Origin of the sequence: Enterococcus sp. 1001283B150225_161107_E12, assembly GCF_015556925.1 — a bacterium.
Lineage (GTDB): Bacteria > Bacillota > Bacilli > Lactobacillales > Enterococcaceae > Enterococcus_B > Enterococcus_B mundtii.
Genome location: NZ_JADNNI010000001.1, coordinates 355,066 through 381,182, shown reverse-complemented (window position 1 = coordinate 381,182; position 26,117 = coordinate 355,066). Strand labels below are relative to the sequence as shown.

The 26,117-nt window shown below is 38.7% G+C and carries 14 protein-coding genes, 1 pseudogene and 1 other annotated feature; of the genes and pseudogenes, 12 read left to right on the top strand and 3 right to left on the bottom strand.

Annotation, left to right across the window (positions count from 1 at the left end):
- Positions 1-28 precede the first annotated feature (28 nt).
- Complete coding sequence (locus I2F89_RS01610; protein ID WP_074799289.1) at positions 29-793, top strand: MerR family transcriptional regulator; 765 nt, start codon at positions 29-31, stop codon at positions 791-793.
- Between the two features lie 45 nt (positions 794-838).
- Positions 839-1,070, top strand: a binding site (T-box leader).
- A gap of 82 nt (positions 1,071-1,152) precedes the next feature.
- Positions 1,153-2,283 (top strand): 5-methyltetrahydropteroyltriglutamate--homocysteine S-methyltransferase, encoded by a 1,131-nt coding sequence (locus I2F89_RS01605; protein WP_195513294.1) that lies wholly within the window; start codon positions 1,153-1,155, stop codon positions 2,281-2,283.
- A 357-nt stretch (positions 2,284-2,640) separates the two neighbouring features.
- On the opposite strand, the gene I2F89_RS01600 is transcribed toward I2F89_RS01605, so the two are convergent.
- Positions 2,641-3,669: a LacI family DNA-binding transcriptional regulator gene (locus I2F89_RS01600; protein WP_074799286.1), complete on the bottom strand. Its 1,029-nt coding sequence runs from the start codon at positions 3,667-3,669 to the stop codon at positions 2,641-2,643.
- 113 nt (positions 3,670-3,782) lie between these two features.
- Between I2F89_RS01600 and I2F89_RS01595 the strand changes: the two genes are divergently transcribed.
- Genes I2F89_RS01595 through I2F89_RS01585 form a run of 3 tightly spaced genes read left to right on the top strand, consistent with a single transcriptional unit; the run spans position 3,783 to position 8,812 of the window.
- Positions 3,783-6,017, top strand: coding sequence for an alpha-galactosidase (locus I2F89_RS01595; protein WP_195513293.1), 2,235 nt, complete (start codon positions 3,783-3,785; stop codon positions 6,015-6,017).
- Positions 6,001-7,878, top strand: coding sequence for a glycoside hydrolase family 2 TIM barrel-domain containing protein (locus I2F89_RS01590; protein WP_195513292.1), 1,878 nt, complete (start codon positions 6,001-6,003; stop codon positions 7,876-7,878). The genes I2F89_RS01595 and I2F89_RS01590 overlap by 17 nt, the downstream gene beginning before the upstream one ends.
- Complete coding sequence (locus I2F89_RS01585) at positions 7,859-8,812, top strand: beta-galactosidase small subunit (RefSeq protein ID WP_195513291.1); 954 nt, start codon at positions 7,859-7,861, stop codon at positions 8,810-8,812. Before I2F89_RS01590 ends, I2F89_RS01585 begins: the two co-directional genes overlap by 20 nt.
- Positions 8,813-8,958: 146 nt before the next feature.
- On the opposite strand, the gene I2F89_RS01580 is transcribed toward I2F89_RS01585, so the two are convergent.
- Together I2F89_RS01580 and I2F89_RS01575 are read right to left on the bottom strand one after the other, a co-directional pair.
- Positions 8,959-10,686 carry a cache domain-containing sensor histidine kinase gene (locus I2F89_RS01580; RefSeq protein ID WP_195513290.1) on the bottom strand — a complete coding sequence of 576 codons (1,728 nt, stop codon included), beginning with the start codon at positions 10,684-10,686 and terminating at the stop codon, positions 8,959-8,961.
- Complete coding sequence (locus I2F89_RS01575; RefSeq protein ID WP_195513289.1) at positions 10,683-12,182, bottom strand: response regulator transcription factor; 1,500 nt, start codon at positions 12,180-12,182, stop codon at positions 10,683-10,685. The genes I2F89_RS01580 and I2F89_RS01575 overlap by 4 nt, the downstream gene beginning before the upstream one ends.
- Before the next feature lie 223 nt (positions 12,183-12,405).
- On the opposite strand from I2F89_RS01575, the gene I2F89_RS01570 reads away from it, so the two are divergent.
- From I2F89_RS01570 to I2F89_RS01540, 7 genes and pseudogenes are all read left to right on the top strand, one after another.
- Positions 12,406-13,695 carry an ABC transporter substrate-binding protein gene (locus I2F89_RS01570; protein WP_074799275.1) on the top strand — a complete coding sequence of 430 codons (1,290 nt, stop codon included), beginning with the start codon at positions 12,406-12,408 and terminating at the stop codon, positions 13,693-13,695.
- 359 nt (positions 13,696-14,054) lie between these two features.
- Positions 14,055-14,924 carry a carbohydrate ABC transporter permease gene (locus I2F89_RS01565; protein ID WP_071866301.1) on the top strand — a complete coding sequence of 290 codons (870 nt, stop codon included), beginning with the start codon at positions 14,055-14,057 and terminating at the stop codon, positions 14,922-14,924.
- A gap of 68 nt (positions 14,925-14,992) precedes the next feature.
- Positions 14,993-15,799, top strand: a pseudogene (locus tag I2F89_RS01560) (carbohydrate ABC transporter permease); the annotation flags it as partial.
- Between the two features lie 357 nt (positions 15,800-16,156).
- Entirely contained in the window at positions 16,157-16,840 is a 684-nt protein-coding gene (locus tag I2F89_RS01555) for a DUF1538 domain-containing protein (RefSeq protein ID WP_195513288.1), read from the top strand.
- The gene (locus tag I2F89_RS01550) at positions 16,837-17,610 is read left to right on the top strand and encodes a DUF1538 domain-containing protein (RefSeq protein WP_086334755.1); all 774 of its coding nucleotides are present in this window, start codon (positions 16,837-16,839) and stop codon (positions 17,608-17,610) included. The genes I2F89_RS01555 and I2F89_RS01550 overlap by 4 nt, the downstream gene beginning before the upstream one ends.
- Positions 17,607-17,981 (top strand): P-II family nitrogen regulator, encoded by a 375-nt coding sequence (locus tag I2F89_RS01545; RefSeq protein WP_019723997.1) that lies wholly within the window; start codon positions 17,607-17,609, stop codon positions 17,979-17,981. The genes I2F89_RS01550 and I2F89_RS01545 overlap by 4 nt, the downstream gene beginning before the upstream one ends.
- A gap of 473 nt (positions 17,982-18,454) precedes the next feature.
- Positions 18,455-25,933 carry a QWxxN domain gene (locus I2F89_RS01540; protein ID WP_195513287.1) on the top strand — a complete coding sequence of 2,493 codons (7,479 nt, stop codon included), beginning with the start codon at positions 18,455-18,457 and terminating at the stop codon, positions 25,931-25,933.
- Positions 25,934-26,117: the final 184 nt, after the last annotated feature.

The following is a 26,117-nucleotide window of genomic DNA, read 5'->3' as shown; positions in this document are numbered from 1 at the left end:
AGCATAAACTATCATTGAGGTGAAAGGTATGAAACGATTGTATTCGATTGGGGAAGTATCGGAGTTATTGAATATCCCTAGATCAACCATTCGGTATTGGGATGCAGAAGGATTGATCCATGCAGCAAGAGAAGAGGAAAATGGGTATCGATTATTTGATATCGATGCCATTTTTCAAGTATATGACATCAATTTTTATCGAAAACTAGATATTCCCATGAAGCAAATGAAAAATCTATATAGTAAATCATTAAATGAGATGTACGACATTTTAGCTGAAACGGAACAGCGCTTGGATCATGAGAAAAAAATCTTAGAACAAAAGCATAAAGAAGTATTATCAAGAAAAAACCAGTTGAAAGAAATGATCGATAGTGAACCAGATAAATTTCCTGAAGAAGAAATTCCCTTTCAAAAAATCGTCGTGGCAGCATCTGATGACATCTTATATTCAAAGGAATATCTAAAGAATTATTCAAGTTTCGTGATTTATTTTCCAGAAAATAATCAGAACAGTATTTATGGGTTCTGTACGGACGAGCACACGAAAAAACTCCCAGGCTCACAGACGATCTGGCAGAATGATCCTGCGAAAAAGTACGTGCGATTTCTATTAAAAGTCCAAGTGAATAACACAAAAAATAATAATCTATTTGAAGTAAAAGACAGGTTGCAAAAGCAAGGCTACCGATTAGGGCAAACGATTGGTCAATACTTGTTGACTCATACGACAAAGGACAAGATTTCCTTTGAATATTACCGAGCATGGATCGAAGTGAGTGAGGGGAAGTAGGATTAGTTGACATTCGGAAGTAAACATGGGATAGTAATTGACAATATCAAAGCGTAGAAGAGAAGAGTAACTAACGGTCAACGGTAAAAAGAGACTCCGGAGGGTGAAAAAGGAGACCTAAAACCTTAGTGAAGATGAACTTGGAGCTTGTTTTACTAGTAAGTGAGTAAAACCGGACTGCGACCGTTAACTCGCCGGATATCTGATGGTATCGTTGAGGCATTATTTGTGAGGATAATGTAAATAAGGGTGGTAACACGACGCATTCGTCCCTTTTGTCAAGAATTGGCAAAAGGGATGAGTGTTTTTTGTTTTCATCAGGTCTTCAGCTACTACGTAATCTAAGGAGGAAATTTTTTATGACTACTCGTACCACATCCCCATTTCGTTATGACATCGTTGGGAGCTTTTTGCGCCCAGAGAAGTTAAAAAAGGCACGAAAAGCGTATAACGAATCGCTTATTTCTGTTACTGATTTGAAAGAGATCGAAGATGAAGCTATTATCGATCTGATCAAAAAACAAGAAGCTGCTGGCTTACATGCGGTGACAGATGGTGAGTTTCGTCGGAGTTGGTGGCATTTGGACTTTTTCTTTGGTTTACAAGGTATTGAGTTTTTTGTCCCTGAGCGAGGGTATCAATTTCACGGAGAAGAGACACGTCCAGGGACAGTGACTGTAACGGGAAAAATCAAGGGAGAAAAACACCCTTTTGTCGACCATTTTCGATTTACCCGGGCCCATACAAGTGAAGGAATCGAAGTAAAGCAAACCATTCCAGCCCCAGCACAATTGTTAGTCGAGTTATTACGTCCAGATATCTTGCCATATGTCCGTGACATCTATCCGGAAAATGAAGAACTTTTTCAAGATATCGTTACTGCTTATCGTCAAGTGATTGCGGATTTATATGAAGCAGGTGCCAGAACGATCCAATTGGATGACTGTACGTGGGGCGTATTAGTAGCACCTTTACCAGAAGGATTTTTAGCAGAGAGTGATAAAGAGGAAAGCGAGATTCGCAAAGAGTTGGCGCAGACCTATTTACAAATCAATAATGCGGTTCTTGGAAATCAACCACAAGATTTGATTTTGAATACCCATGTCTGTCGAGGGAATTACCACTCCACCTGGGCAGCAGCTGGCGGATATGAAGCTGTAGCTGAACCACTATTTACGGAAGAAAATGTTCATGCCTATTATTTAGAATATGACAACGGTCGTTCAGGCGGTTTTGAACCACTTGCGAAAGTTAGTGAAGAAAAACTTGTAGTATTAGGATTGATAACCTCAAAATCCGGTGAACTTGAGGATCGTCAAAAAATCATCGAACGAATTTATGAAGCCACTCGCTACGTCCCTTTAGATCGATTGTGTTTAAGCCCACAATGCGGGTTCGCCTCCACCGAGGAAGGGAATATTTTGACGGAAGAAGCACAATGGGAAAAAATCGCATTGATCAAGAGTATCGCAGAAGAGGTTTGGAATTAAGGAATAGCCGACGAACCAAGTATTCAGGAAAACCGTTAAGAACAACTCAGTTGTTCTTAACGGTTTTTCTTGTTTATACGGCATGACAGCTTACTGCTCAGGTCAGAGCGCTCATTTCACAACCTCTGATAAATGGTGTTCAATGAGCTGACCTTCAACATTAAGCTAAAAAATCGAAAAATATGAGGAGCTATTTTCCGATTTTCTATCTTACTGCTCAGGTCAGAGCGCTCATTTCACAACCTCCGATGAACGGTGTTCGAAAGCCAACTCCTACGACATTAAGTCGAAAATTGAAAAAATATGAGAAGCTATTTTCCCGATTTCCGTCTTACTGCTTGGAGCTGAACGGCTTTCTCACAACCTCTTTGGCACAAAACTTTCTCTTACCACTAATCGGGTGGGGTAGGTCAAAATAATGGGTTCGTCGCGGATTTGGTCGATTCTTTCGACGGCTAAGCGAACAGCGGCTTTACCGATGGATTTGGCATTGATTTGGACAGTTGTCAAGCCAGGAGTTAGTCTACTGGCTGCTTCAATGTTATCGAAACTGGCGATCATGATGTCTTTACCGATGGCCAAATGGTGCTTTTTCATGGTGTGATAGACGCCGATTGCCATTGGATCGCTTCCTACAAGGAGTGCGGTTGGAAGTGGATCAGAGCTTTGGATCAGCTCTTCAGCTAATCGTTCACCGTCTTCTTCGGTCCAATTTCCCAGGTAGTGCGTACTGTAATCTTGTAACTGGTGATCGGACATGAAATGCAAATAGGCACGGACGCGTTTTTCATCTGGATTGATCGTCTTGCCTCCTCGTTCATCCATATCGACTTGGTAGCCACCGATATAGGCGATTCGATGATGCCCATTCTCTAGAAATAACTCTAACACAGCTTTGGTCATTCGCTCTAAATCTCCATAAACCATATCGACTTCTTGTTGGATATCAGGATTATCAACAACGATCAAATGCTGATTTTGTGATAATAGATCAGTGATCGACTGCTTCGTCACTGTTCCAACTACGATGATCGCTCCTAGTTGATCTAGGTCTTTCCATTCCTTGGGATTGTCAGAGAGATTGTAAATTCGATTCATGCCAATATGCAGGCGGTTTGCTTCTTCTTCTAATCCCATACGTAATTCTTTGTAATAGACATCTTGTGCTTCACTTGCCTTACTGATCGTCGAGATCACACCGATCGAGGGCATTCGTTTTTTGATATATTTTCGTTTATTGATATCATAGTTCAATTTTTCTGCAACTTCAAAAATCCGTTTCTTTGTTTCTGGTGCGACATGGATCGTCTTATCTTGATTCAATACGCGTGAAACAGTTGCAGGAGAGACATTCGCTTTTCGAGCGACATCACGAATACCTACCATAAAATCACCCCTTTAAGAAATATAAAAAAAGTTATTGACAAATATGTTTAGTAAACAGTATACAGGAGTTAGTTAAAAAGTAAACGGTTTCTAAAAATTTGTGAGGTGAAGAAATGAAAAGACAATCATTGATTGCATTCGATTCGGAAACAAATGTTTTTCATTTGTCGAATCCATTGATTTCTTATGTGATGAAAATTGAAGAATTTGGTGTGTTGAGCCATGTTCATTTCGGTAAAAAAGTGAGTAACTATACCGATAACAAAAAATACCCAAGAAGAGATCGCGGTTTTTCAGGAAATGTCCCTTTGCATGAGGAGCGAGCATTTTCAAAAGATACGTTGCCACAAGAATTTTCAGGACACGGAAGTATGGATTATCGCATACCAGCCACGATCATCACACGTGAGAATGGCTCTAGCTTGCTTGATTTAAGATATGAAACGTATCAGATCATCCAAGGTAAACCAAAGCTTTCAGGATTACCACAAACCTATATATTGGAGGAACAGGAAGCACAAACGTTGTGTATCACATTGAAAGACCGAGATTTACCGATCTATGTGGATCTTTTTTATACGATTTACGAAAAACGAGGGGTCATTATCCGCTCCGCTAAGTATCGTAATCAAACAGAGCAAACGATCTGGTTAGATAAAGCAGCTTCTTTTCAATTAGATTTGACAAATTCTGGCAGATTTACTGAAGTGATCGCTTTATCTGGAGCCCACGCTAGAGAGCGTTTGATTTCGCGACAACGGATCACTGAGGGGGTGAAATCATTTGAAAGTCGACGAGGAAGCAGTAGTCACCAAATGAACAATTTTATCGCTTTGACACATACACATACGACAGAAAATCTTGGAGAAGCCATCGGTCTACAGTTTATCTATTCTGGAAATCATGCGTTTGAGATCGAAAAAGATCAAATCGATCAACTAAGAATCGTTGGTGGCATCAATGCGTATCAGTTCCAATGGCAACTTTCAGCCAACGAAGCGTTTCAAACGCCAGAAATGATCCTTTCTTATTCAGACGAAGGATTAAATGGCATGAGCCACATACATCATGAACTGCTGCGAGAACGCGTGGCACGTGGGAAGCATCAGTACGAACCACGTCCAATCTTGGTCAATAATTGGGAAGCGACTTATTTTGACTTTACTAGCAAAAAAATCGAAGCACTGATCGATGAAGCAGCAGCGTTAGGTATGGAAATGTTCGTCTTAGACGACGGCTGGTTTGGGAAAAGAGATGCAGATACTTCTTCTTTAGGAGACTGGTTTGAATATGAAGGGAAATTGGCGAATGGTTTGAAAGGCATTGCAGAGTATGCCCATGAAAAGGGCCTCAAATTTGGGCTATGGGTAGAGCCCGAAATGATCTCGATCGATTCTGAATTGTATCGTCAGACGCCTGATTATTTGATGCAAGAACCAGCACGAACGCCTGCGGCATCTCGGTCACAATTTGTTTTGGATTTTACACGAAAAGAAGTGCGAGATTCGATCAGTCAGCAATTACGAAAAATTTTGGATGAGGTACCGATCGATTATATCAAATGGGATATGAATCGCTCCTTATCAGATGTTTACTCTGCTTACGTGGAGAATCAAGGAGAGGTCTATCACCGGTATGTTTTAGGATTATATGATCTTTTAGAAGAGTTGACCACAGCTTACCCAGATATCTTATGGGAGGGATGTTCAGGTGGTGGTGGCCGTTTTGACGCAGGAATCCTTTATTATATGCCACAATCCTGGACAAGTGATAATACTGATGCGATGGAACGAATCGACATCCAATACGGAACGAGTCTTGGCTACCCGGTTTCCTCGATGGGCGCTCATGTCTCCGCATCACCTAACCATCAAAGTGGACGTGTGACAGATTTAAAGACACGCGGGGACGTAGCGATGAGCGGGGTATTTGGTTATGAACTAGATTTGACCGCATTAGACGAACAAGAAAAGAGAATCATCAAAGAACAGATCAGCACGTATAAAGAAATTCGTCAAACCATCCAACAAGGAAAATTTGACCGCTTAGAAAATCCCTTTGAACAAAACATTGCGGCGTGGCAATTTGTTTCTCCAAATAAAAAGGAGATCGTTGTCTTTATGGCACGACGATTAACTTCTGGACAACCACCTTTTCATGAGATCCACTTGGTTGGTTTAGAGGAAGGGATGTATCGTGAGCGTAAAAGTTCATTGATTTATTCAGGCTCGGAGTTAATGACGATGGGGCTTTATCTCCCTGATTTTCACGGAGATTTTCAAACAGAAGTCTTTCACTTTGAAAAAATAGCTACAGGAAAGGAAGAAGAAAATGCAAGCATCAATTGATTGGTTAGATGATCCGCAAGTTTTTCGTGTGAATCAGCGAAAGGCACATAGCGATCATACAGTCTATGGTTCAAAAGAAGAAATGAGAAGTCAAAGTTCCCGAATACAGTCACTAAATGGTGAATGGCGCTTTTGTTTTTCTGAAAATGCAGAAAAACGCCCAAAAGAGTTTTTTGAACAAGATTTTGATGATCGTTCGTTCGACACGATCCATGTGCCTGGGCACATTGAACTAAGTGATTTTGATAAGATCCATTATATCAACACGATGTATCCATGGGAGGGTCATGAGTTTCGTCGTCCCGCTTATACAACTGCTTCAGAAACGGAAATGGCAGGGATGTTCTCTCAAGCGGAAGAAAATCCAGTGGGGACCTATGTCACGACTTTCCAATTAGCAGAAGGATTGAAAGGGAAAGATGTCACGATTCGCTTTGAAGGTGTCGAACAAGCCATGTATGTGTGGTTGAATGGTCATTTCGTCGGTTATGCGGAAGATTCATTTACTCCGTCAGAATTTGATTTGTCCCCTTATCTAGAAGAAGAGAATCGTTTGGCAGTCGAAGTCCACAAACGTAGCACAGCTGCCTTTTTAGAAGATCAGGATTTTTTCCGTTTCTTCGGGATTTTTCGGGATGTCATTTTAGTTGCTCGTGGCAAGAATCATTTAGAAGACTTGTGGTTACGTCCCCAATTAGATGACACGTATCAAAAAGGTAAATTGGATGTGTCGTTGTCTTTTGAAAATCTCACAGCTGAAAGTGTCTTACAGGTAAGGGTCCTTGATTTAGACAAGCAAACGATCTATGAAGAAAAGCATACGATAGTTGAAACGATGCAGCTCAGTATTGATTTAGGTGAAGTAGTATTATGGGATCATTTTGCCCCGAATCTGTATAGCTTTGAAATTGAAACCAGGGACCGTGACGGAGTGACTGAATATGTCGAGTATCCATTCGGCTTTCGCAAGATCGAGTTAAAAGATAAAGTGATGTATCTGAATGGAAAACGTTTGATCATCAATGGCGTCAATCGTCATGAGTGGAGTGAAAAAACAGGACGTGCAATCACATTAGCTGACATGGAAAAGGATTTGGCAGTGATTAAAAATGCTAACATCAATGGTGTGCGGACCTCACATTATCCCAACCAGATTCCTTGGTATTTCCTCTGCGATCAAGCAGGTATCCACGTGATGGCAGAAACCAATTTAGAATCACATGGGTCATGGCAAAAAATGGGTGCTTTTGAGCCATCCTATAATGTACCAAGAGGAATTCCGCAATGGCGAGAAGTGGTGCTAGATCGAGCAAAAACCAATTTTGAAACCTTCAAAAACCATACCAGTATCTTGTTCTGGTCCTTAGGCAACGAGTCTTATGTAGGGGAGAATATTCGCTTGATGAATGAATACTTCAAGACGGTTGATCCAGACCGCTTGGTGCATTATGAAGGGAATTATGTTGATCCCAAATTTGAAGCTTCTGTTTCGGACATGAAAAGTAGTATGTACGCAACACCTACGGCAGTCGCTGAATATCTAGAGAATCAAGCAGATAAACCATATATCTTGTGCGAATACATGCACGATATGGGGAATTCTTTAGGTGGATTAGGTTCTTATATGGCACTGTTAGACAAATATGAGATGTATCAAGGCGGATATATTTGGGATTTTAAAGATCAGGCACTTGAGGTACTTGATCCAGTGACAAATCGAAAAGTCATGCGTTACGGCGGCGATTTTGATGATCGTCCAAGTGATTATGAGTTTTCGGGAAATGGCATCGTTTTTGCAAATGGACAAGAAAAACCAGCATTACAGGAGGTAAGATACTATTATGGCAAATACAGCTCCTAAACTGAGAATCATTTATGGCGACTGCACCTTAGGGATCAAAACAGAAGAAAAACATTATATTTTCTCTTACACCAGAGGTGGTTTGGAATCACTCAAAAAAAATGGGAAAGAATGGCTTTATCGTGAAACGCAACCAACTTTTTGGCGAGCATTGACAGATAATGATCGAGGAAATGGCTTTGGGTATCGCTCAAGTATGTGGCTTGGTGCAGGGTTGTATCTAAAAGTGGAAGCAATCCATGTTGCAATAAACGACCAAGCCATCGAACTGCCTATCGCACCAGTCAATAATTGTTATAGCAACCAAGAGTATGCGAATACAGTCGAAATCACTTTCACATTGACTGTCAACACAACTCCACAAACGACCGTCGATATGACGTATCGTGTCAATGAACAAGGGGATCTACACGTGAACATGCACTATCATGGCAAAGAAGGATTACCCGAACTGCCAGTAATAGGATTTCGCATGATCATGCCAACGAAAGCCACTCATTTCGATTACGAAGGGCTGTCAGGTGAAACTTATCCGGATCGTAAAGCTGGTGGCGTACCTGGGGTCTATCATGTAGAGGGCCTACCGATCCCACCTTATTTAGTGCCACAAGATTGCGGCGTCCATATGGATACCAAGTGGTTAGAGATCACGCGCAAGACAACCTTGAATAATGCAGATAAAAGTCAGGAAGAGTTTTCCTTACGATTTGAACAAAAGGATTCGCCATTTGCTTTTGCGGCATTACCGTTCAAAGCAGAAGAATTAGAACAGGCGACACACATAGAGGAACTGCCACCGGAACGGCGAACGGTTGTCACGATGTTGGCGAAAGTCCGAGGAGTCGGAGGTATCGATTCTTGGGGAGCGGATGTCGAAGAAGCCTATCATATTAGTGGTGAAGAAGACCACGCGTTCAGTTTTATCATTAAATGATGTAAATTCGTAAAATCAAAAATAGGACCCTCTAAAAATCCATTCTGCGGATTTTTAGAGGGTCCTATGAGTTGTGGCTGATACTTGAAGGTCAAGAAAGAAGTGGTTCGCCAGAATTGCTGAAGGAATTGTTTCTGTCTACACGTTCATTCAGTTTTACTCTCCTTTTTTATGATCGGTAACGTGATCGTTACCGATGTACCCACACCGACTACCGAATCAATGTGTAAGCCATAATCTTCACCATAAAGTAATTGGATTCGTTCATGAACATTTTTGCTACCGATACCTGAAAAATAGTCTCTGTTTTTCGTTGGCTGTTCCGTATCAAAGCCATCACCTGTATCCATAACTTCAAACGACAATTTATCCTCTCTGATCATCCCATACAAAGTGATGAAGCCACTTTTCTTCGTTTGGAACGCATGTAAATAAGCATTTTCGATGATTGGCTGGATGATCATATTGGGCATGTACAAAGAATAAAGTTCCTCAGGTACCATGATTTTGGTTGAGATTGCATCACCGTAGCGCAGTGTCAAGATCGCAATATAACTTCTCACACTGTTCAATTCTTCTTCCACAGGGATAATTTCATTTTTATTGCCGATTGTACTGCGCAAGAGATCGATAAAACTGTCAATGCCTGCGACTGCTTTTTCATTTTCTTGTTGCCACACTAAAAATTTGAGGCTAGTTAACGTATTATATATAAAATGAGGCTGGATCTGTGCTTGCATCGCTTGTATCTCTAAGGTCCTTTTTTTCTTTTCATTTTGTAAAGATTGCGTATGATTGTCACTGATCGTTGTTAGCAGCTGATTGATTGTAGTAGCGAGTGTCCGGATCTCATAGGTTCCCTGGATCGGAACAGTAGCTGCTACCGGTTCTTTGATTTGGTTCAATGAATCTACTAATTGATAGATTGAGCGAGTATTGCGATTCAAATAGATCGCTACTACGATACCACCTAAAATCAGTGTTCCAATATTATAAAGGATGATCGGAATGATGACATTCATTTGATCGGCGATCGAGTGGACATTGACCTCACTGACCAAAGCCGAGTTTTGTCGGTAAAGTGGTAACCGAGTGATCCGCTGATTGGCTTTGGTCAACGTCTCGTGTTCGACCAACTCATCAAATGAATCAAACGTCGTTCCAATCCGATTTTCAACATTCGAAGCAAAGATTTTTTTCTCATCTGTCACAAAATCGATTTGCGTGATTAGCGGGTCGACTGATTGGCTGAATATTTTTGCCAACTCATCAGAAGTGATGGCAACGACAGCATAACCATAAGTTTGGTTCAAAGTGGATCTAAGCTTTTTGATAAACAAGACACTTGGTGATTGTTTGTCGCGTTTCGTCAGTCCAAACTGGGTAAAGACCATTTGTGTCGCTGTTGGATTTTCATTGACTTTCTGGATCAACTCTAATTGAAAAAAGTCATCAGCAGTGAGATCACTCACCATATCATTACTAATGAACATCCGACCATTTTCCCCAAAAAGAAAAATATCGTCTTTGATGTTTGGAAAGATCGGTGCCAATGAATCATTCATTTTTTGCACCGTACGTAGTTGATTGATTTTCTCCAAAGTCGTTTGTTGCCCTTCTTTGAAATACCCCTCTACAGCAGAGCTTTCAGCCAATAATGTCAACGTGTTCTCTATATTGTCATTCAATGTTTCAAAATCATGTTGGATCTTTTGTAAGGTCATTCGATTGGATCGATCGAATTGTTGAATGTAGGCGTCTCTTGAGCGTTGATAAATGAACAAAGAAATCGTCGCTGCTTGAGTGAACAAAGCAATAAAAAGAATGATCAAAAGTTTGGTCAAAAGCTCGTGTTCTCTTAGCTTTTTAATCATACGGTCAGTATTCCTTTACGATATTGTGAAGGGGTCAACCCAGTTTCTTCTTTGAATACTCGAGAAAAATAACCAAGTTCAGTAAATCCAGTTTGCTGACCAATATCACTTAACGAAAGATTCGATTCTTTCAACAATAGTTTTGCATGGTTGATACGGACTTTTTTTAAGTACTTCGTAAAATTGATCCCATACTTTTCTGTAAAAATAGTCGATAAATAACTATAAGAAAAATGATATTTTTCGGATAGCGTTTGTAGACTGATGTCTTGATGATAATTCTCTTGCACATACTCATAGATCAACGTCAACACATCTGAGTTGTCTTTTCTGAAGGTTGTGGTGACTTCACGCAATAACTTCGTCGTATTATTGACGATCAAGACCAGATCATCCCACCGTTCTGCTTGCGTGATCTGTGCTGGAATCGTGATTTTTAGTGTCATGATCTCTTTTCTTTTTTCATGTTCGTCCGCGATCGCGTTGATCAAGGCATAGAGTCGATTGATGATCTCGTGTTTCAGATAGCTTGGTTGCAATCGTTGATCAAGTACCTTACTCATGTAATTGTCCAATTCTTCGATGGCAGATACAAAATCTTTGTTCATGATCTTGGTCAAATAACTTTTTGTTTGTTGCTCATAAGAAGAGAGTAGGGGAGATAATAGCTCTTCACAAATAACGCAGTGATCTGTCAGATAAAAGTGCTGTCCGCTACTTTTTTGCTTTAATGTAAGGAATTCAGAATAAAAGTTTTCAAAATCAAGTGCATCAGATAGAACATAGAGACAAGAATCTGCCTGGTGCTCTTGCTGAAATCGTTCAATCAACCGATCGAATGCCTTCTTCGAAGCGACATTGATAAAATAACCAATATCATTTGCTGTCGTAGAAAAAGGAAAGACAGAGGCGAGCTGATTTGTGTATCGTGGTGCTTCTGCAATCATTTGTTCACTCCGACGCTGTTTTTCCGATTGCTTTTCTTCACAATATACTAGATAAAAGTGGTCATATGGGAATTGTTTGCGTGACATACCTAAATCAAGAGAAGTTCCGGACAAATAATTGCTCAGTAATTGACTCGTTTTTTCGAGTTCTGTCAAACGTGGTTTCTTTACTTCTGTAGATTGTTCCACCAGACTCTTTAGAGAAGCTAAAAATTCACTAGGGTTCAATTTTGGTTTAAGTAAATAATCTGAGACGCCTTCTTTGAATGAATCTTTGACCAATTGAAAGTCATCATAGCTAGATAGAACCAAGATTTTTGCTTCAGGTTGTTCCTTCTTGATCAATCGAGAAAGTTCGATACCATTTAGATCTGGCATCATCAAATCCGTTACGATGATATCAAGAGGCTGATGCTTAATGAATTCGAGCGCTTCTAATGGTTTTGAAAAGGCCCCTTTGAGATGGAAGTCGTGCGCTGGCCAATCGATCAGGGTACTTAGACCAGAGAGAATGGTCTGTTCATCATCGATCAATACGATATTTTTCAATGTTTTTCCCCCTATTCCTTTGTTACGTAAGTTAAAAATACTGGGAAACGTTTACAAATGCAAGTCTAAAATTTCATTTACTAAATCAAAAGATGACAAAATTGTACTTTTTTCTTATTTTAGGATATTTTTCTTGAGAACGATCATTAACGAAGAAAACGCTTGCAAGTCTGCTATGATAAGCATGTAAGAAAAACAAACACTAAAAAGGGTGGGTAAAAAAATGAAACTAAAAAAAATCTTAGCTAGCGCTTTCGTCCTAACAGCAGCAGTTACACTTTTTGCCGGTTGTGGCAATTCTTCCAGCGATGCTTCCGGAAACGAAGATAAAGTAACGGTCTGGGCATGGGATGAGGCCTTTAATATCAAAGCCGTCAATGAAGCCAAAGAGTTTTACGAAAATGAGGATGTTGACGTGGAAGTAGTGACGATGTCTCAAGATGATATCGTACAAAAACTGAATACGGCATTAGCCAGCGGAAATACAGATGGGTTACCAAATGTTGTGTTGATCGAAGATTACCGTATCCAAGGATACCTTACTTCTTACCCAGATGCGTTTGCTGATTTGACGGATATTGTGGATGAAAGTAACTTTGCCGCCTACAAATTTGCAGTAAACAAAGTTGACGATAAAATTTACGGCGTACCTTTTGACTCAGGTGTGACAGCTAATTTCTATCGTACGGATATCTTAGAAGAAGCTGGTTATTCGGAAGAAGATATGAAGAACTTGACGTGGGATGATTATTTACAAGTTGCACGAGATGTCAAAGAAAAAACAGGGAAAAAAATCTCTGAAGTCAATCCATCCGATTTAGGTCGTGTGCGCATGATCATGCAACAAGCTGGAGAGTGGTATACCTCGGAAGATGGAGAAACAGTGACGATCGAAAATAATGAATCATTAAAATATGGATTAGAACTCTTTGCTACCTTGCTTAAAGAAGATCTAGTCGAACAAACATCTGACTGGAATGCTGGGGTTACGGCGGTCCAATCAGGAGCTGTTGCTTCTACACCAACTGGCGCTTGGTATTCTTCAACCATCCAAGGGGCAGAAGATCAATCAGGCAAGTGGAAGATCGCACCGATTCCAGCTCTACCTGCTAACATGCAAAAAGCACAAGCTTCCAACTTGGGTGGTGCCGGCTGGTATGTGATCAAGGGCGTAGCTGGTGAAGAAAATGCGAAAGATTTCTTGGAAAAGACATTCGCAACAAATGAAGAATTGATGGGCAAATTAGCTGAAGAAATTGGTTTAGTATCGACCATGTTGAGTGCGAATGATCAAGAAGCTTATCAACAGCCATCTGAATTCTATAGTAATCAAAAAGTATTTGATGACTTTTCAAAATGGACAGCAGAAATCCCTGAAGTGAACTATGGTCATGAAACTTATGCCATTGAATCTGTTGTGGCGGAATCCTTGAGCCGAATCATCAATGGTGAATCAGCGGACAAAGTTTTGGCAGATACGCAAAAACAAGTCGAAGCGCAGTTAGCCAATTAAGTCATATCCAGCGTCAACAGTAAACCGATTATGAATTGAACAACAAAGAAATGAGTGGCGATCTCTTCAAACGGATCAACGAGTGTATTGTTCGTTCGTTTGAAGGTATCGCTTATGGAATAAGCAATTAATTGAAACGCGTATGGGGGACATGGACATTCACACCGTTAGCTATCCTGTATAACTTTAGCAATGGTATTCGAAAAAATAAGAAGTTCCGCTCGTTTTCTATTCTCTGTCTGATGGAACCAATCACGGGCAGTGGTTCAAAGCTTAGAAGAAAATAACAATCTATTTTGTCTGACTTTCTGTGAGGCATGTATTTCTTCAACATATGTGTAATGAAAGTGGGGAATAATATGAAGCAAAAGGATCTATTCAGAAATGGTCATGCGTTTTTAGTTTTGCCAGTGATCATGATCTCGATTTTGGTTTTTATACCAATGGTGTTAGCACTGATCACCTCTTTTCAAAGTGGACCTCCTGTAAATATGACGTTCAACGGATTAGGAAATTATCAACGAATGTTAGGAGATTCGACTTTTCGTAAAGCATTTTTCAATACCTTTTTATACTTATTAGTACAGGTTCCTGTCATGTTGTTTTTGGCATTGTTTATTTCAAATCTATTGAATGATAAAAAATTGAAGTTCAAAGGATTGTTCAGAACAGCGATTTTCTTGCCATGTATTACCTCAATGGTCAGCTATTCTTTGATCATGAAAAGTTTATTTTCCCAATCAGGTTTAGTCAATAACCTTTTAGTTGGAATTGGCTTGATCGATAACCCGATCGGTTGGTTGACTCATCCATTCTGGGCAAAAGTTTTGATCATTATTTCCATCACATGGCGTTGGACAGGGTATAATATGATTTTCTTTTTATCTGGTATGCAAAACATCGATCCAGAAATATATGAAGCTGCTGATATTGATGGCGCATCAAGGTGGCAACAGTTCATTAAAATCACGATACCTAACTTGAAACCAATCATTTTGTTTACATCGATCACTTCAACGATCGGTACCTTGCAATTATTTGATGAGGTACAAAATATCACTGGTGGTGGGCCAGCTAATGCAACGACGACATTGTCACAATATATCTATAATTTGAGTTATAAATTCACCCCGAATTTTGGTTATGCCGCAGCTGTTTCTTTCGTTATCGTACTATTTATCGTCTTGTTATCAGTGATTCAAACTAAAATAGGGAGTGAGAGCAAATGAGAGAAATGACAAGTAGTGAACCCCGATCAATTACGAAAAAGCAAGTGAGTATTGGACAGTTACTCTTGAGCATTTTTAAATATACCTCTTTAGTCATCGTTTCCTTTATTTCAATTTTCCCGTTTGTTTGGATGATTTTAGGGATGACGAATACCGCAGTGGATATTAGTTCAGGTAAACTGATGATTGGTGAGAATTTAGTGATCAATTTCCAAAATCTCTTTTCGAATGACTTGAATTTTTCACGCTCTTTACTTAATTCTGCAATGATCGCTGTGGTTACAACGATTTTTGCTTTATTGATCTCCTCCATGGCAGGTTATGGTTTTGAGATCTATAAGAGTAAAAGAAAAGAAGTCGTCTTTAATATTTTGTTATTATCGATGATGGTCCCTTTTGCGGCATTGATGATCCCGCTGTATCGGATGTTTTCTCAATTGAATGGTACGATATTAGGAATCAATAGTTTTCTAGTTGTCATCTTACCTTCAGTAAGTACCGCCTTTTTGATTTTCTTTTTCCGTCAAAACGCGAAGTCCTTTCCTAAGGACCTTGTAGAGGCGGCACGTTTAGACGGTCTTAAAGAATTAAGTATTTTCTTTCGTGTCTATTTACCAACAGCTAAAAATACGTATGCCGCTGCGGCGATCATCACGTTTATGAGTAGTTGGAACAATTACCTCTGGCCTTTAGTGGCGTTACAATCTCCAGATAAACGAACAGTTCCATTAGTATTATCAGCCATGGGGGCATCCTATACACCAGACTATGGCATGATCATGAGTGGACTGGTGATTGCGACCTTACCAACTGCACTTGTGTTTTTCGTTTTACAAAAACAATTTGTTCAAGGGATGATTGGTTCTGTCAAATAGACAGAATTAAGCCTGAAATCTCATGTTCAGAAACTATCTTCTGAATAATCAAAAATGAGAAAAAAGGACCCCTTTAGACTTTCGATTTATGGATAACTTTCGTTATAAAATAAACTTCTTAAAAATAAGCGATAAAAGTCAGAAATAGTTTATCTATTTTTGGCTTTTATCGCTTATAGCAAGTAGTTGAGACTTTTTTTAAAAAAACAAAAAATAATGTTTGTTGATTTTTTTTGATGCTTTAGCTAGTTTATTGCTGTTTTTTTTACAGTTTTTACATAAAAATGGTATCGCTTACGGTTTTTCCTCGTAAACTTACTTTTAATCAGGTAAACTAGAAGTAAAGGAGGAGGATACATGAGGAAAAATTTTAAAGAAGTAATCATTGCAATCATGCCTATGACGGTATTGATCGTTATCCTGACCTTTGTATTTGCACCATTAGATGTTAAAACCATGGGAAGATTCATCTTAGGAGCAATCATGATGATGGTTGGTATGAGTCTCTTTTTATTTGGTGCTGATTATTCGATGATGGAAGTTGGTGATTTGGTCGGTAAATATATGATCAAAAAGAAAAGTCTACCAATCATCATTAGTTTGGGTTTTCTGATTGGGATCGTGATCACGATTGCTGAACCGTCGGTGCAAGTATTGGGTCAACAAGTATTTGATATTTCGGATGGAGAGATTGGCCGAGTCTTATTGATCGGTATAGTCAGTGTGGGAACCGGCGTATTTTTAGCTTTTGCACTACTACGAGTCGTATTTAAACTATCTTATTATCGATTGATGGTGATCGGTTATCTTGCGGTACTTATTGCTTCCTTCTTTACAAGTAATGAATTTATGCCGATTGCTTTTGATGCAGGTGGAGTCACAACTGGCCCAGTGACTGTTCCGTTTATTCTAGCCTTGGCTGGTGGAATGACAAGTATGATCCGTCAAGGAAAAAATGAAAACGATAGCTTTGGAATGGTTGGTATTGCCTCACTTGGTCCTATCTTGGCTGTCATGATCCTGGGGGTGATCTTCCAATGAATTTTTTGAACACTTTTTTTGCAGGTATTGGACAAGTTGGATATGAAGTCATCCTTGCGGTGGCACCGATCGTGGGCCTATTTGTACTAATGAACTTTCTTTCATTCAAATTGAGGAGAAAACGTTTTTTTGATATCATGAAAGGTTTTTTGATCACAACTATCGGATTAGTTTTATTTTTACATGGTGTAAATGTTGCTTATGTACCAGTGGGGCAACACCTGGGAAGTGCAATTGCTTCTTTAGCGAATAATCAGATCCTGATTCCTTTAGGGTTTGTTATGGGATTTTTAGTAGGTTTTGCAGAGCCAGCTATCCATGTGATGGTCAAACAAGTCGAAGAACTAAGTGAAGGTCGGATTCATGCAAAAGTAATGTTAGCAGTGATCTCGATTGGGATCGGTCTAGCAGTCGGTCTATCCATGTGGCGCTTATTAGCTGGTTTTTCTCTTTATTATTTCTTGGTTCCTGGATATGGCTTAGCTTTTGTCTTGGGTGCAAAAGTCGACAAGATTTTTCTATCGATGGCTTTTGATAACGGCGGTGTCGCCACAGGACCGATGTGTTCTACCTTTATTTTATCTATGAGTGTGGCAATCGCCACACAGATCGACGGTCGAGATCCAATTATTGATGGATTTGGCGTGGTGGCAATGATCGCATTGACACCAATACTATCAACATTAGTCTTAGGGTTCATTTATAAACAAAAAGACAAAAAAGATCAGAAAAACAAAGAAAAATTACAACAAATGGAGGAACAACAATGAATGATTTAGTCGCACTAAATCTCGAGATGATCGTCACGATCGTGGATGGTGGCATTGGGGAAGATGTGATCGATTACTCAAAGAAGGCTGGCGCATCAGGGGGGACGATTTTACATGGACGTGGTTCTGGCGTCCATGACACAGGAAAATTCTTAGGATTGGATATCTCACCGGAAAAGGATATCGTTCTGACATTAGTACCAGATAGTTTGACAAACGAAGTGATGGATGCGATAGGAAAAGGCATCAAGATCGATGTTCCGGGTAATGGTATTTGTTTTAGTATTGATATCGATAAAGTAATTGGTATTACGAAAATCCATCAATATCGCGAAGTTGTTGAAATGAAAGATTTATTAGAAGATAATTGAAACTCATCCAAATGCAAGTGGCTAAATTCGGAATAGCACTTACCTTGAAATATACCAAAATTTGATCATCTTGTTTTGACAATAAGTCGAAAAAAAAAAAATAGACCTTGTGCTATTTTAAGTTTTTTACGGCTTTTTCTTTTACCAAAAATGCTTGTCTATATTGCTGGATGAGCATTTTTTAGGTTATAACTTAAAATTATAAATAAAGAAACTTCTGATTAGATAAACTTTTTTTCGATTTTTAATTGGAAAAAGGTGAGGTAGACTTCTTGTATTTACTTATAATTAGCCTTGAGACCGATTAAATATAGGATCGGTGGATGTATGTGCTACTAAAGTAGTTAAGTTGATCAAGAGAAATCGCTCGGGTACTAAAACAATTGTAACAGTTTAAGTAATGGCTCTAAAGTGTGTGTGTTATTTTTTGTGTAATGTAGAAAAAATAAAAATAAATTTAAGGAGTGAAGATAGTGACTAAAGACAGTTATTCCGAAGAGATTGGTAAATTGTACAATACACGTCACGAGGATTTTAAACAGTTAAATGATCAAATGTGGCCGAATTATAGTACAAATCAAATGGGAAATACGCTTACGCCAAAAGGTCTAAGAAGTTTAACAGGTTACCTTTATATTTGCAATATCTTAGGTAACTTTCAAATAGTAGGGGAAGTCCCACTGACACGTCAGCAAGTGGGAAAGAAACAGTCAGCTGCTTTTAAAGAAGATACTCATTTAAAGGTTCGCCAAAAAGAAAAGAAATTCACGATGTATAGCCCCTCATCAAGTTCAAGTGTAGACCTCAAACGTTTCAGCTATCCAGACTTTCATAAAACAGTCAATCCCCTCATTGAGCAACTATCCTCAACTAATCCAATGATTTATCTAACGGCTAAAGCACATCAATGGAATCTCAACATGCAGCAGCTTGCCCAGCTATTCTCAAAACGCGCCAATTATACGATGAATAGAGAACTTTCTAATCAAAAGCAACCTGGCTCCCAGAAATCTTTCAATCATACTCAAAACCAGTTTAGCAAAATCCGCCAAGCAGCTGTTCTGAGAGCACAGCAATCAAATGAACAGCAAACCCTAACTCTCTCCCGAAATCACTTTGAGCAACGTACAGAAGAAACCGATTCCTCCTATTTTATAGCAAAAAATTCGGCTGAGAAATTAAAAAATGTATTTGAAGCCAATGTTAACTATCAGTTTAGATCAACTGACATCATTCCTTCAGGCAGTACCAGCAAGATAGTTTCGATCAATGAGGATTCGTTGATAGCAGCTTTTTGGAAAGATATGACCGATCAATTCACTATTTTTTTTAGCATTCCTGAAAATGCAACCTTCACGGAAAAAATGAAAGATTTAAACGGTATTTCAGTGCTCGATCTTTTTCTGGGGATGATGAATCGAGTATTTTACAGGAACGATGAGCAACAAATTCTATCAGATGATCAAGCCAAGAATGCAGAGTCAGTATCTGCATCACTCGTTGATTTCTTACCGGAATCTTTTCAAGGACTGTTTTTTTCAAAAAAAAGTTCGATCACACAGGTTAGAGAGGAAGGGATCTTCTCACAGCTTTGGAGTTTAACAAATAAACTATCAGATACTTTGGATGATTATATTGATAAATGGGATGTTCTGAAAGTAAAGGGAGTTGAAGCAGCTCCATGGTTTGATATTAGCCCATTGAATCCACGGTCTGATCATCGATTGGAATCTTCGTTGAAATCCTATGAGACTTTGCAAATGGAAACCTCTAATATTGTTTTTTTAGCTACTAAAAGATACATTCAAGTTAACTTGCCTGAGTACGAGTTGGGTGAAAAACAACTACCATTTTGGTTTAATTACGCTCTTTTTCAAGAACGGAATGAAACGGAAAAAATCAATACAGCGGTCAAAAAATATCTACGAGAGGAGGGTTCTGGCTGGTGGCTGGAAGACGATACCTCAATGCGTTATGTATTCACAAATCTACAAAAATTGGAAAATAGCGAAGTAGTTGAAAAAGTGATTGCTAGAAGAACACAGATTGCACATATCATTTTTGATACTTGTGGCCTCTCAACACACGGACTGACTGATGAGCGAGCAAATGCTATTTTCCTTCAATGGCGAAATAATAATATATTTAAAAATGTTCAATTTAAAATAATAAAAAAGATTATATGGACACCTTCAAATGTTCTGAGTAATGAAGAAAAAAACAAGCCTGTGAGTGAGACTACACCTGCCACAATTTCCTCTAAGAAAACAGACTTAGAGCGAATTGATGAACTTGTGACAGATCTCATGAATAATCGTAACCTTCTTGTAAACGACGGAGAGTTATTACCGATTTTTTATTACCAATATGATCTTTTTGAGCATAGGGAAAAAACTAGTAAGGTGAATCAACAATTGAAGAAACTCCTTGGAAAAAGTGGTATTACACCCTCTTCTGACAGTGGATTGGAACTGGTAAAGGCAATCGAAAAGTATAGCCAAGAAGATTGGGGCTCAAAGAAGTCATATAAATCAAGAAAAATACAGTATCTTGCTTATGTTATTTTGAAAGCTTATGGAGTGGGACAAAGCAGACTAGGAGATTCCCTATCAGCCAATCAGTTATTCGGAATTTTCATGCAGTGGAAAGCCAATACCTTACTTGAGAAAAATGAGTATAAGAAAATAGATCAGCAAACGATTTATTATAAGTTATCTCCATGGGAAGATTCTTTATTAGCCCGTAATCAAGAACAAAAAAGTGAAAGTAATCAAATCTATGATGATTTCATCAATGAGCGCTATGACTTGATATCTCATGAACATCCATTGATTCCCTTTGTCTATTATCCGCCACTTTTTGAAGTAAGGAATAACATAGTAAAAGCAGTTTATGATTTAAAAAAGATATTAGATGAAAAGGGAATCCCAACTCAGGGAGCGTCCCTGGCGGATGTATCAAAAGCGGTAGATCATTGGATTATTGCTGGAGAGACCTATAAAACAATAATTAAACGAGTAAAAAAAATAGCAAAAATCATTGTAAAAACGTATAAACTCGAGGAAAAAGATTTATCGATGGATAAAGCTGTTGCCATCTATCTTCAGTGGGGGAATAATAATGCGTATTATGGGTATACAATTGAAAAAGACAAAAGAAACTATGCCTATGAATGGAACAAAGGAAATAAAAGGGAAGAATTAGATAAGAAAATCATCACTTTTTTACGTGAGAATGAGATTGATTCCTCAAAACCAACGATTAGTGAACCATTGGCTTTTTCTTTACCTAATTTTACTATTGAACAATATGAGCTTATATGCAAAAATATGACCAATTTTTTATCAGAAAGAGGTTTTGCTAACGATCTAAGTAATAAAAATATCTTGGTGGAAAGTGCCGCTAAATGGGCATTAGTAGAAGGGTTAGAGATTGATACGATCGATTGGGGGAAATTGAAAGAATTAGTTCGGGTAATTCTAGGGGATGAAAAAGAGAGGGTGATCTCTAACGAAGAAGCCCAACAAATATTTGTCCAGTGGATGAAAGATACAATAGAAATGGATACTCCATCTTTGGAAGTGAAACCTAAAGATAATACTTTAGAGCAAAAACAATCTCAGTCTATGAGTAAAGCGATCGTTTCAAAATGGCAATCTGAGAATATCAAGAATCAAATTGAACTTTTTTTTCGACAGAAAGGATTGCTATCTGAACGACCCACGAAAGAAGACATTTTACTTGCAGTCGGAAAATGGTTTACGCAAGAAGGTGTTGGGACGGTGCTAATGCCAGAGAAAGTTCAGGCAGTTGCGAAAGTAATCCTTAATGAGTTGGATCTTTATGGAGGGAAGTCAGACGAAAAGATTTCAAATAAGGACGCTGAAGCAACAGTCATGAAGTGGGTATTTGAAACAGTTCTGGAAAAATCGGTGGAAACCTACATTGTCCAAAATATTATTTCCGCTCCTGATCCGGCAACGTTTACTATCGGCCGTCTAAGAAAGTTATTTGAGGTACACGAGCTAATTGAAGCTGGTCTGATCGAGCAACGACCTAAGAAGGAAGAACAAGAGACTATAACGAAACTATGGATCCTATTGACAAAAAAAATGCTCCCAAATTATTTCCTAGAAACAAGTCAGTTAGCTGATGAGCTTTTGATTTCTGACTATGAATCTTTGATGCAATTGATTGGTTCAAAATTTTTAGAAGATACAGGCTATCATTCGAATTTCAATAAAAATGAAACGAATACTTTAGGAATGTTTTTGTTTGATATTGCCACTCATCAAGGTATAGATAATTTAAATGAATTGAATTATTTTTTTGTGCCAGCCTTACTAGCTACAGCACAACTAGAGCCAGAGCGGTTAAATAAGGCGATGGAGTTAGGGATTCATAAAGAATTTGCATTAAGTAGTTTTATGAGTTATTACCAAAAAGGCTATTTCAATTATATGGAAAATCAAGAAGATGTTGAGCATCTGTATCAAGAGTATGAAGAGGCTTTTATAAACTGGCGTCGTAAAAAAGGCTTAGTGAATGAAGTGTTAGCAGAGTGTGAACGACTCGGAATAAGAGTGAGTTTATTTGGAGATCAAGTGTATCTTGATGGTGGAAACCCATGCCCCGGGCCATGGATCCCAAGAGATATAGAAAAATGGTACACCGAATTAACGAAAGAAGTAGCAGACAAGCACCGTGCATTAAATAAGAAGTTGATGGAGTATGCATTTCATTCACTCAATATAGAAGATTTCAATTTTATTATTTCTCCAAAGACACATATTTATGAAGCATTTACTCAATTGAAAAATGAAGTGCGCTATTATGCGCCTTCCGCACCAGGATCAATTCCTCCAGTATTTTTTGGGAATCGAGAAACTTGGCTGGATACAACTCTTAATTTAGAAAAGACGAATATTTTGGTAGCTGTGAACGAAAAAGAAGAACGGGTGTATGCCTTGAAAAACCTAGATAAAGAGGGAGCGTATGCCATCTATCGTGTAGATAAGGATCCTATGCTCTATCTTAAATATGGCTTATTTGATAAAAAAAATGTCTGGGGAGGAGGATATTCGAAAGTCGGGGAAAAGATTCGAATCGGCAACAAGGACTACACTTTTTCTAGTCAAGTTGATCGAATGAATGCACTCACTTCTAAAGGGGATTTGAGAACAGTTATTGACAGGATTGCTCAGAAACATCGGGACCAGTTGTATCGCCAATTATATGATTCAGGAAATGATAAAACAGTTGCTAGTGCTGCCTGGGATGGTGTCAAGCATTTTATTCCATTTTATGATTGCATTGTTGGGATCAATAATCGAGATACGAAAGGAGCAGCTATTTCTTGCACAATCGACGTGGTGCTTTTACTACCTGTTTTGGGACAGGTCACTTCCCTTAATCTGAAATTCGGTTTATCCGTGGCAAAAGCAGCAATAGTGGGTGGTGCAGAAGGAATTGTTAAAAATAGTGTGCGGGCCCTTCCCAATATTGCCGAGATAGAGTCTCTAGTAATAGGTGCGATCCGTTATATTGATCCGGGAGTTGAGCTGGTAAAAGGGAGTAGTCAGTTAGTCCTCCAGAAGCTGATCAATATGAAAACACGCGCATTTATTCGAAAAGATATCAAACCACTACTAGTAAAGCTAAATAAAATAAAAAAACCGTCAGAACCATTATCGAAAGAGCTTATTTCCGCTCAGCTGAAAAAAAATGGTCCCAAGGTTTTCGTCAAACGGGTGAAAGCCCAACTATACATGCGAGTAACCAATTTGAAAACTAGAGATGTTTTTGGAGAATTCTATACGTTGCGAGGAGGACAATTAAGAGTGTTTGAAGGACAAGCCTCCTTTACCTCTGACCAACTTGATTTGATCAATCGTCTATCCAGTAAAGTGGATATCGATCAACAGTTTGTCGAGGAAAAGAATCTAAACGTCAAGTTTTATGGTGACGGAATGATTTTAACAGGAAAAAAAGAAGGAGAGCAAAGTAGCCGTTACATTGTAATGAAAAATAAAATTACGCCTATAAGAGTAACGGTCATCAAGGAGCAAGGCGTGCGTTATGATATCTGTGAAGGAGAACGGGTTTTTCCGGTGAACTACAACGGCATTGAATGGTATTTCGAACCAGCCACTTCGCGAACGCTCTCCGAAGAAGTATTACAAAAAGTAAGTAAAAATATCGATAAATTTCAATCATTGAAAGAGCCAAGTACGCTTTCACCACCAGATGATTTGGGCTTGATGAGTTCAGAGACAGGTAGAACCTATATCAAGATTAATGAACGTTATGTACCATTAGTTTTATTCCATAAAGAGAAACAGCGCTATCATTTAGTTAAAAACGATATTCTTGAACCGATGACAGTCTTACGCTTAGATTTAGCAAATGATCAGTTCCGATTTGAAACGGAACTAGAAAAACGTGCCCTCAAATTTCAATCTTATGCACAACCCGCAGGTGGGAAAGACGATGTCTCAGATGACCAAATTCCTAGCACTTCAAAAGGCGCCGATTCACTTTTTGATCATCTAGCGTCATCTTCATCACAAGTATTCGTTGATAATCGGTATCCACCATATTTCCAACTTCCAGATACACTACCTTATGCGAAGGAGTGGAATAAACTTCGCCAAGCAATACAAGTTCCTGATGGTACAGATATAGTGGAGGATCCAAAAGTGATAGTACCAGTTTTATCGGAGTTTGTCCCAGAATTCCCACCTTATGTAATCAGTGATGAAGCAAAATTAAGAGAGCAAATTACTTTAGGAATTAAAGGGTTTTTCCCCGAAGGTTCAAATCCAAATTATCGTGTATTTTCTGGTATCGACATCACTAAGGCGCCAGAATCACTCAAACCATTTCTAAAACAATTTACTGCAGAGTTTAAAAATGCGCACGAAAATTTCCAGAAATTTATAGATAAGGAGAAGGAACTATCAAAAGAAGAGGCTCTTGCACCTACGACTGCGGGAGCTTACTTAATCGAAATGTTTAGACTAAGTGATGCGGAAAATCAAGAACAAATTTTAAAAGAAATTATGAAGCGCTTGTTATCAGTTGCAAAAAAAAGTACGCAGCTTCTTCAACAAACGGAGGATTTTAATTTTAAAAATATTTGGCTTGTTTCTACTGATTTATTGCGTGATGAGGTGACAAAAAATTACTACTCACAAATTAAAGGACACATGGGTGCACATGCGTTTGTTATGCGGTTTGACCCTGAATGTCGAATTATTTTAATGCTTGATGGTTTTCATGTAAATCCAGCTACTAGACCAGGGATTCAAGCACAGCCAAGTTCCAAGGATACTCTTATGCACGAAGTGACCCATATTGTCGCGTCATCGGACGATTTGATAAGTTGTCCAAGTAGTCCGATAGGTTTCAGGAGTAGTGGAGAAGATCTTCGAAAGAGATACGAAGTAAATTTTCTGAAGCTAATTCATGGCGAAGGGTTTGATTCTTTTGTGGAGAATGTAAGTGAGATGTTAAATTTGCCGACTGTCACAAAACAAGCTGTCTTCAATGCTGTACTGACTGACAAGATGTTAAAAGCAAACCTTCAAATAACCGATGCTGAGATGCTGATGACTTGTATTCGTGATATTGGATTAGGACGAAACTTTTTTGAGCGAGCACCCGTAAAAAGAAGTCTAGCTGACCAACTAGGAAACGGCGACCTATTGTTTGCTCTTGCTGTGATTGAAGTAGTTAATGTGGAGAATTTAGTAACCGAGCATCAATTAGAAACTACCTTAGAAAACGCGGAAATAACGACAGAAATCAACGTCTCACAGCATACACAGGCCCCTTCGGGAAATAGAAGTTTTTCAACCATTAAAAATATAGGTAAAACAAATAGTAATGATACGAATACAAGGCTTATGCACAAGCAAGAAATCAGAAAGCGCGCCGAATTGAATCTATAAGTTGATTGTCACCTTTAGATTCAGACTAGGTTACGGTTAATGAATCGCCCATAACATCAAATACATGAATAAAAAAAACTAATATAGCCATAAAAAAGTTTTTTATATGCGCATAAAATTCAAAGAATAAGATTTTATGAAATCTCCTGCATATTTGCACACAAACAGTTGAAAATATGCTATT

What these genes read in the sequence shown, in the direction of transcription:
- I2F89_RS01590 (WP_195513292.1), top strand. Translation starts at nt 6,001, where the DNA reads ATGCAAGCATCAATTGATTGGTTAGATGATCCGCAAGTTTTTCGTGTG.
- I2F89_RS01555 (WP_195513288.1), top strand. Translation starts at nt 16,157, where the DNA reads ATGAGGAAAAATTTTAAAGAAGTAATCATTGCAATCATGCCTATGACG.
- I2F89_RS01565 (WP_071866301.1), top strand. Translation starts at nt 14,055, where the DNA reads ATGAAGCAAAAGGATCTATTCAGAAATGGTCATGCGTTTTTAGTTTTG.
- I2F89_RS01550 (WP_086334755.1), top strand. Translation starts at nt 16,837, where the DNA reads ATGAATTTTTTGAACACTTTTTTTGCAGGTATTGGACAAGTTGGATAT.
- I2F89_RS01585 (WP_195513291.1), top strand. Translation starts at nt 7,859, where the DNA reads ATGGCAAATACAGCTCCTAAACTGAGAATCATTTATGGCGACTGCACC.
- I2F89_RS01600 (WP_074799286.1), bottom strand. Translation starts at nt 3,669, where the DNA reads ATGGTAGGTATTCGTGATGTCGCTCGAAAAGCGAATGTCTCTCCTGCA.
- I2F89_RS01545 (WP_019723997.1), top strand. Translation starts at nt 17,607, where the DNA reads ATGAATGATTTAGTCGCACTAAATCTCGAGATGATCGTCACGATCGTG.
- I2F89_RS01580 (WP_195513290.1), bottom strand. Translation starts at nt 10,686, where the DNA reads ATGATTAAAAAGCTAAGAGAACACGAGCTTTTGACCAAACTTTTGATC.
- I2F89_RS01610 (WP_074799289.1), top strand. Translation starts at nt 29, where the DNA reads ATGAAACGATTGTATTCGATTGGGGAAGTATCGGAGTTATTGAATATC.
- I2F89_RS01605 (WP_195513294.1), top strand. Translation starts at nt 1,153, where the DNA reads ATGACTACTCGTACCACATCCCCATTTCGTTATGACATCGTTGGGAGC.
- I2F89_RS01570 (WP_074799275.1), top strand. Translation starts at nt 12,406, where the DNA reads ATGAAACTAAAAAAAATCTTAGCTAGCGCTTTCGTCCTAACAGCAGCA.
- I2F89_RS01595 (WP_195513293.1), top strand. Translation starts at nt 3,783, where the DNA reads ATGAAAAGACAATCATTGATTGCATTCGATTCGGAAACAAATGTTTTT.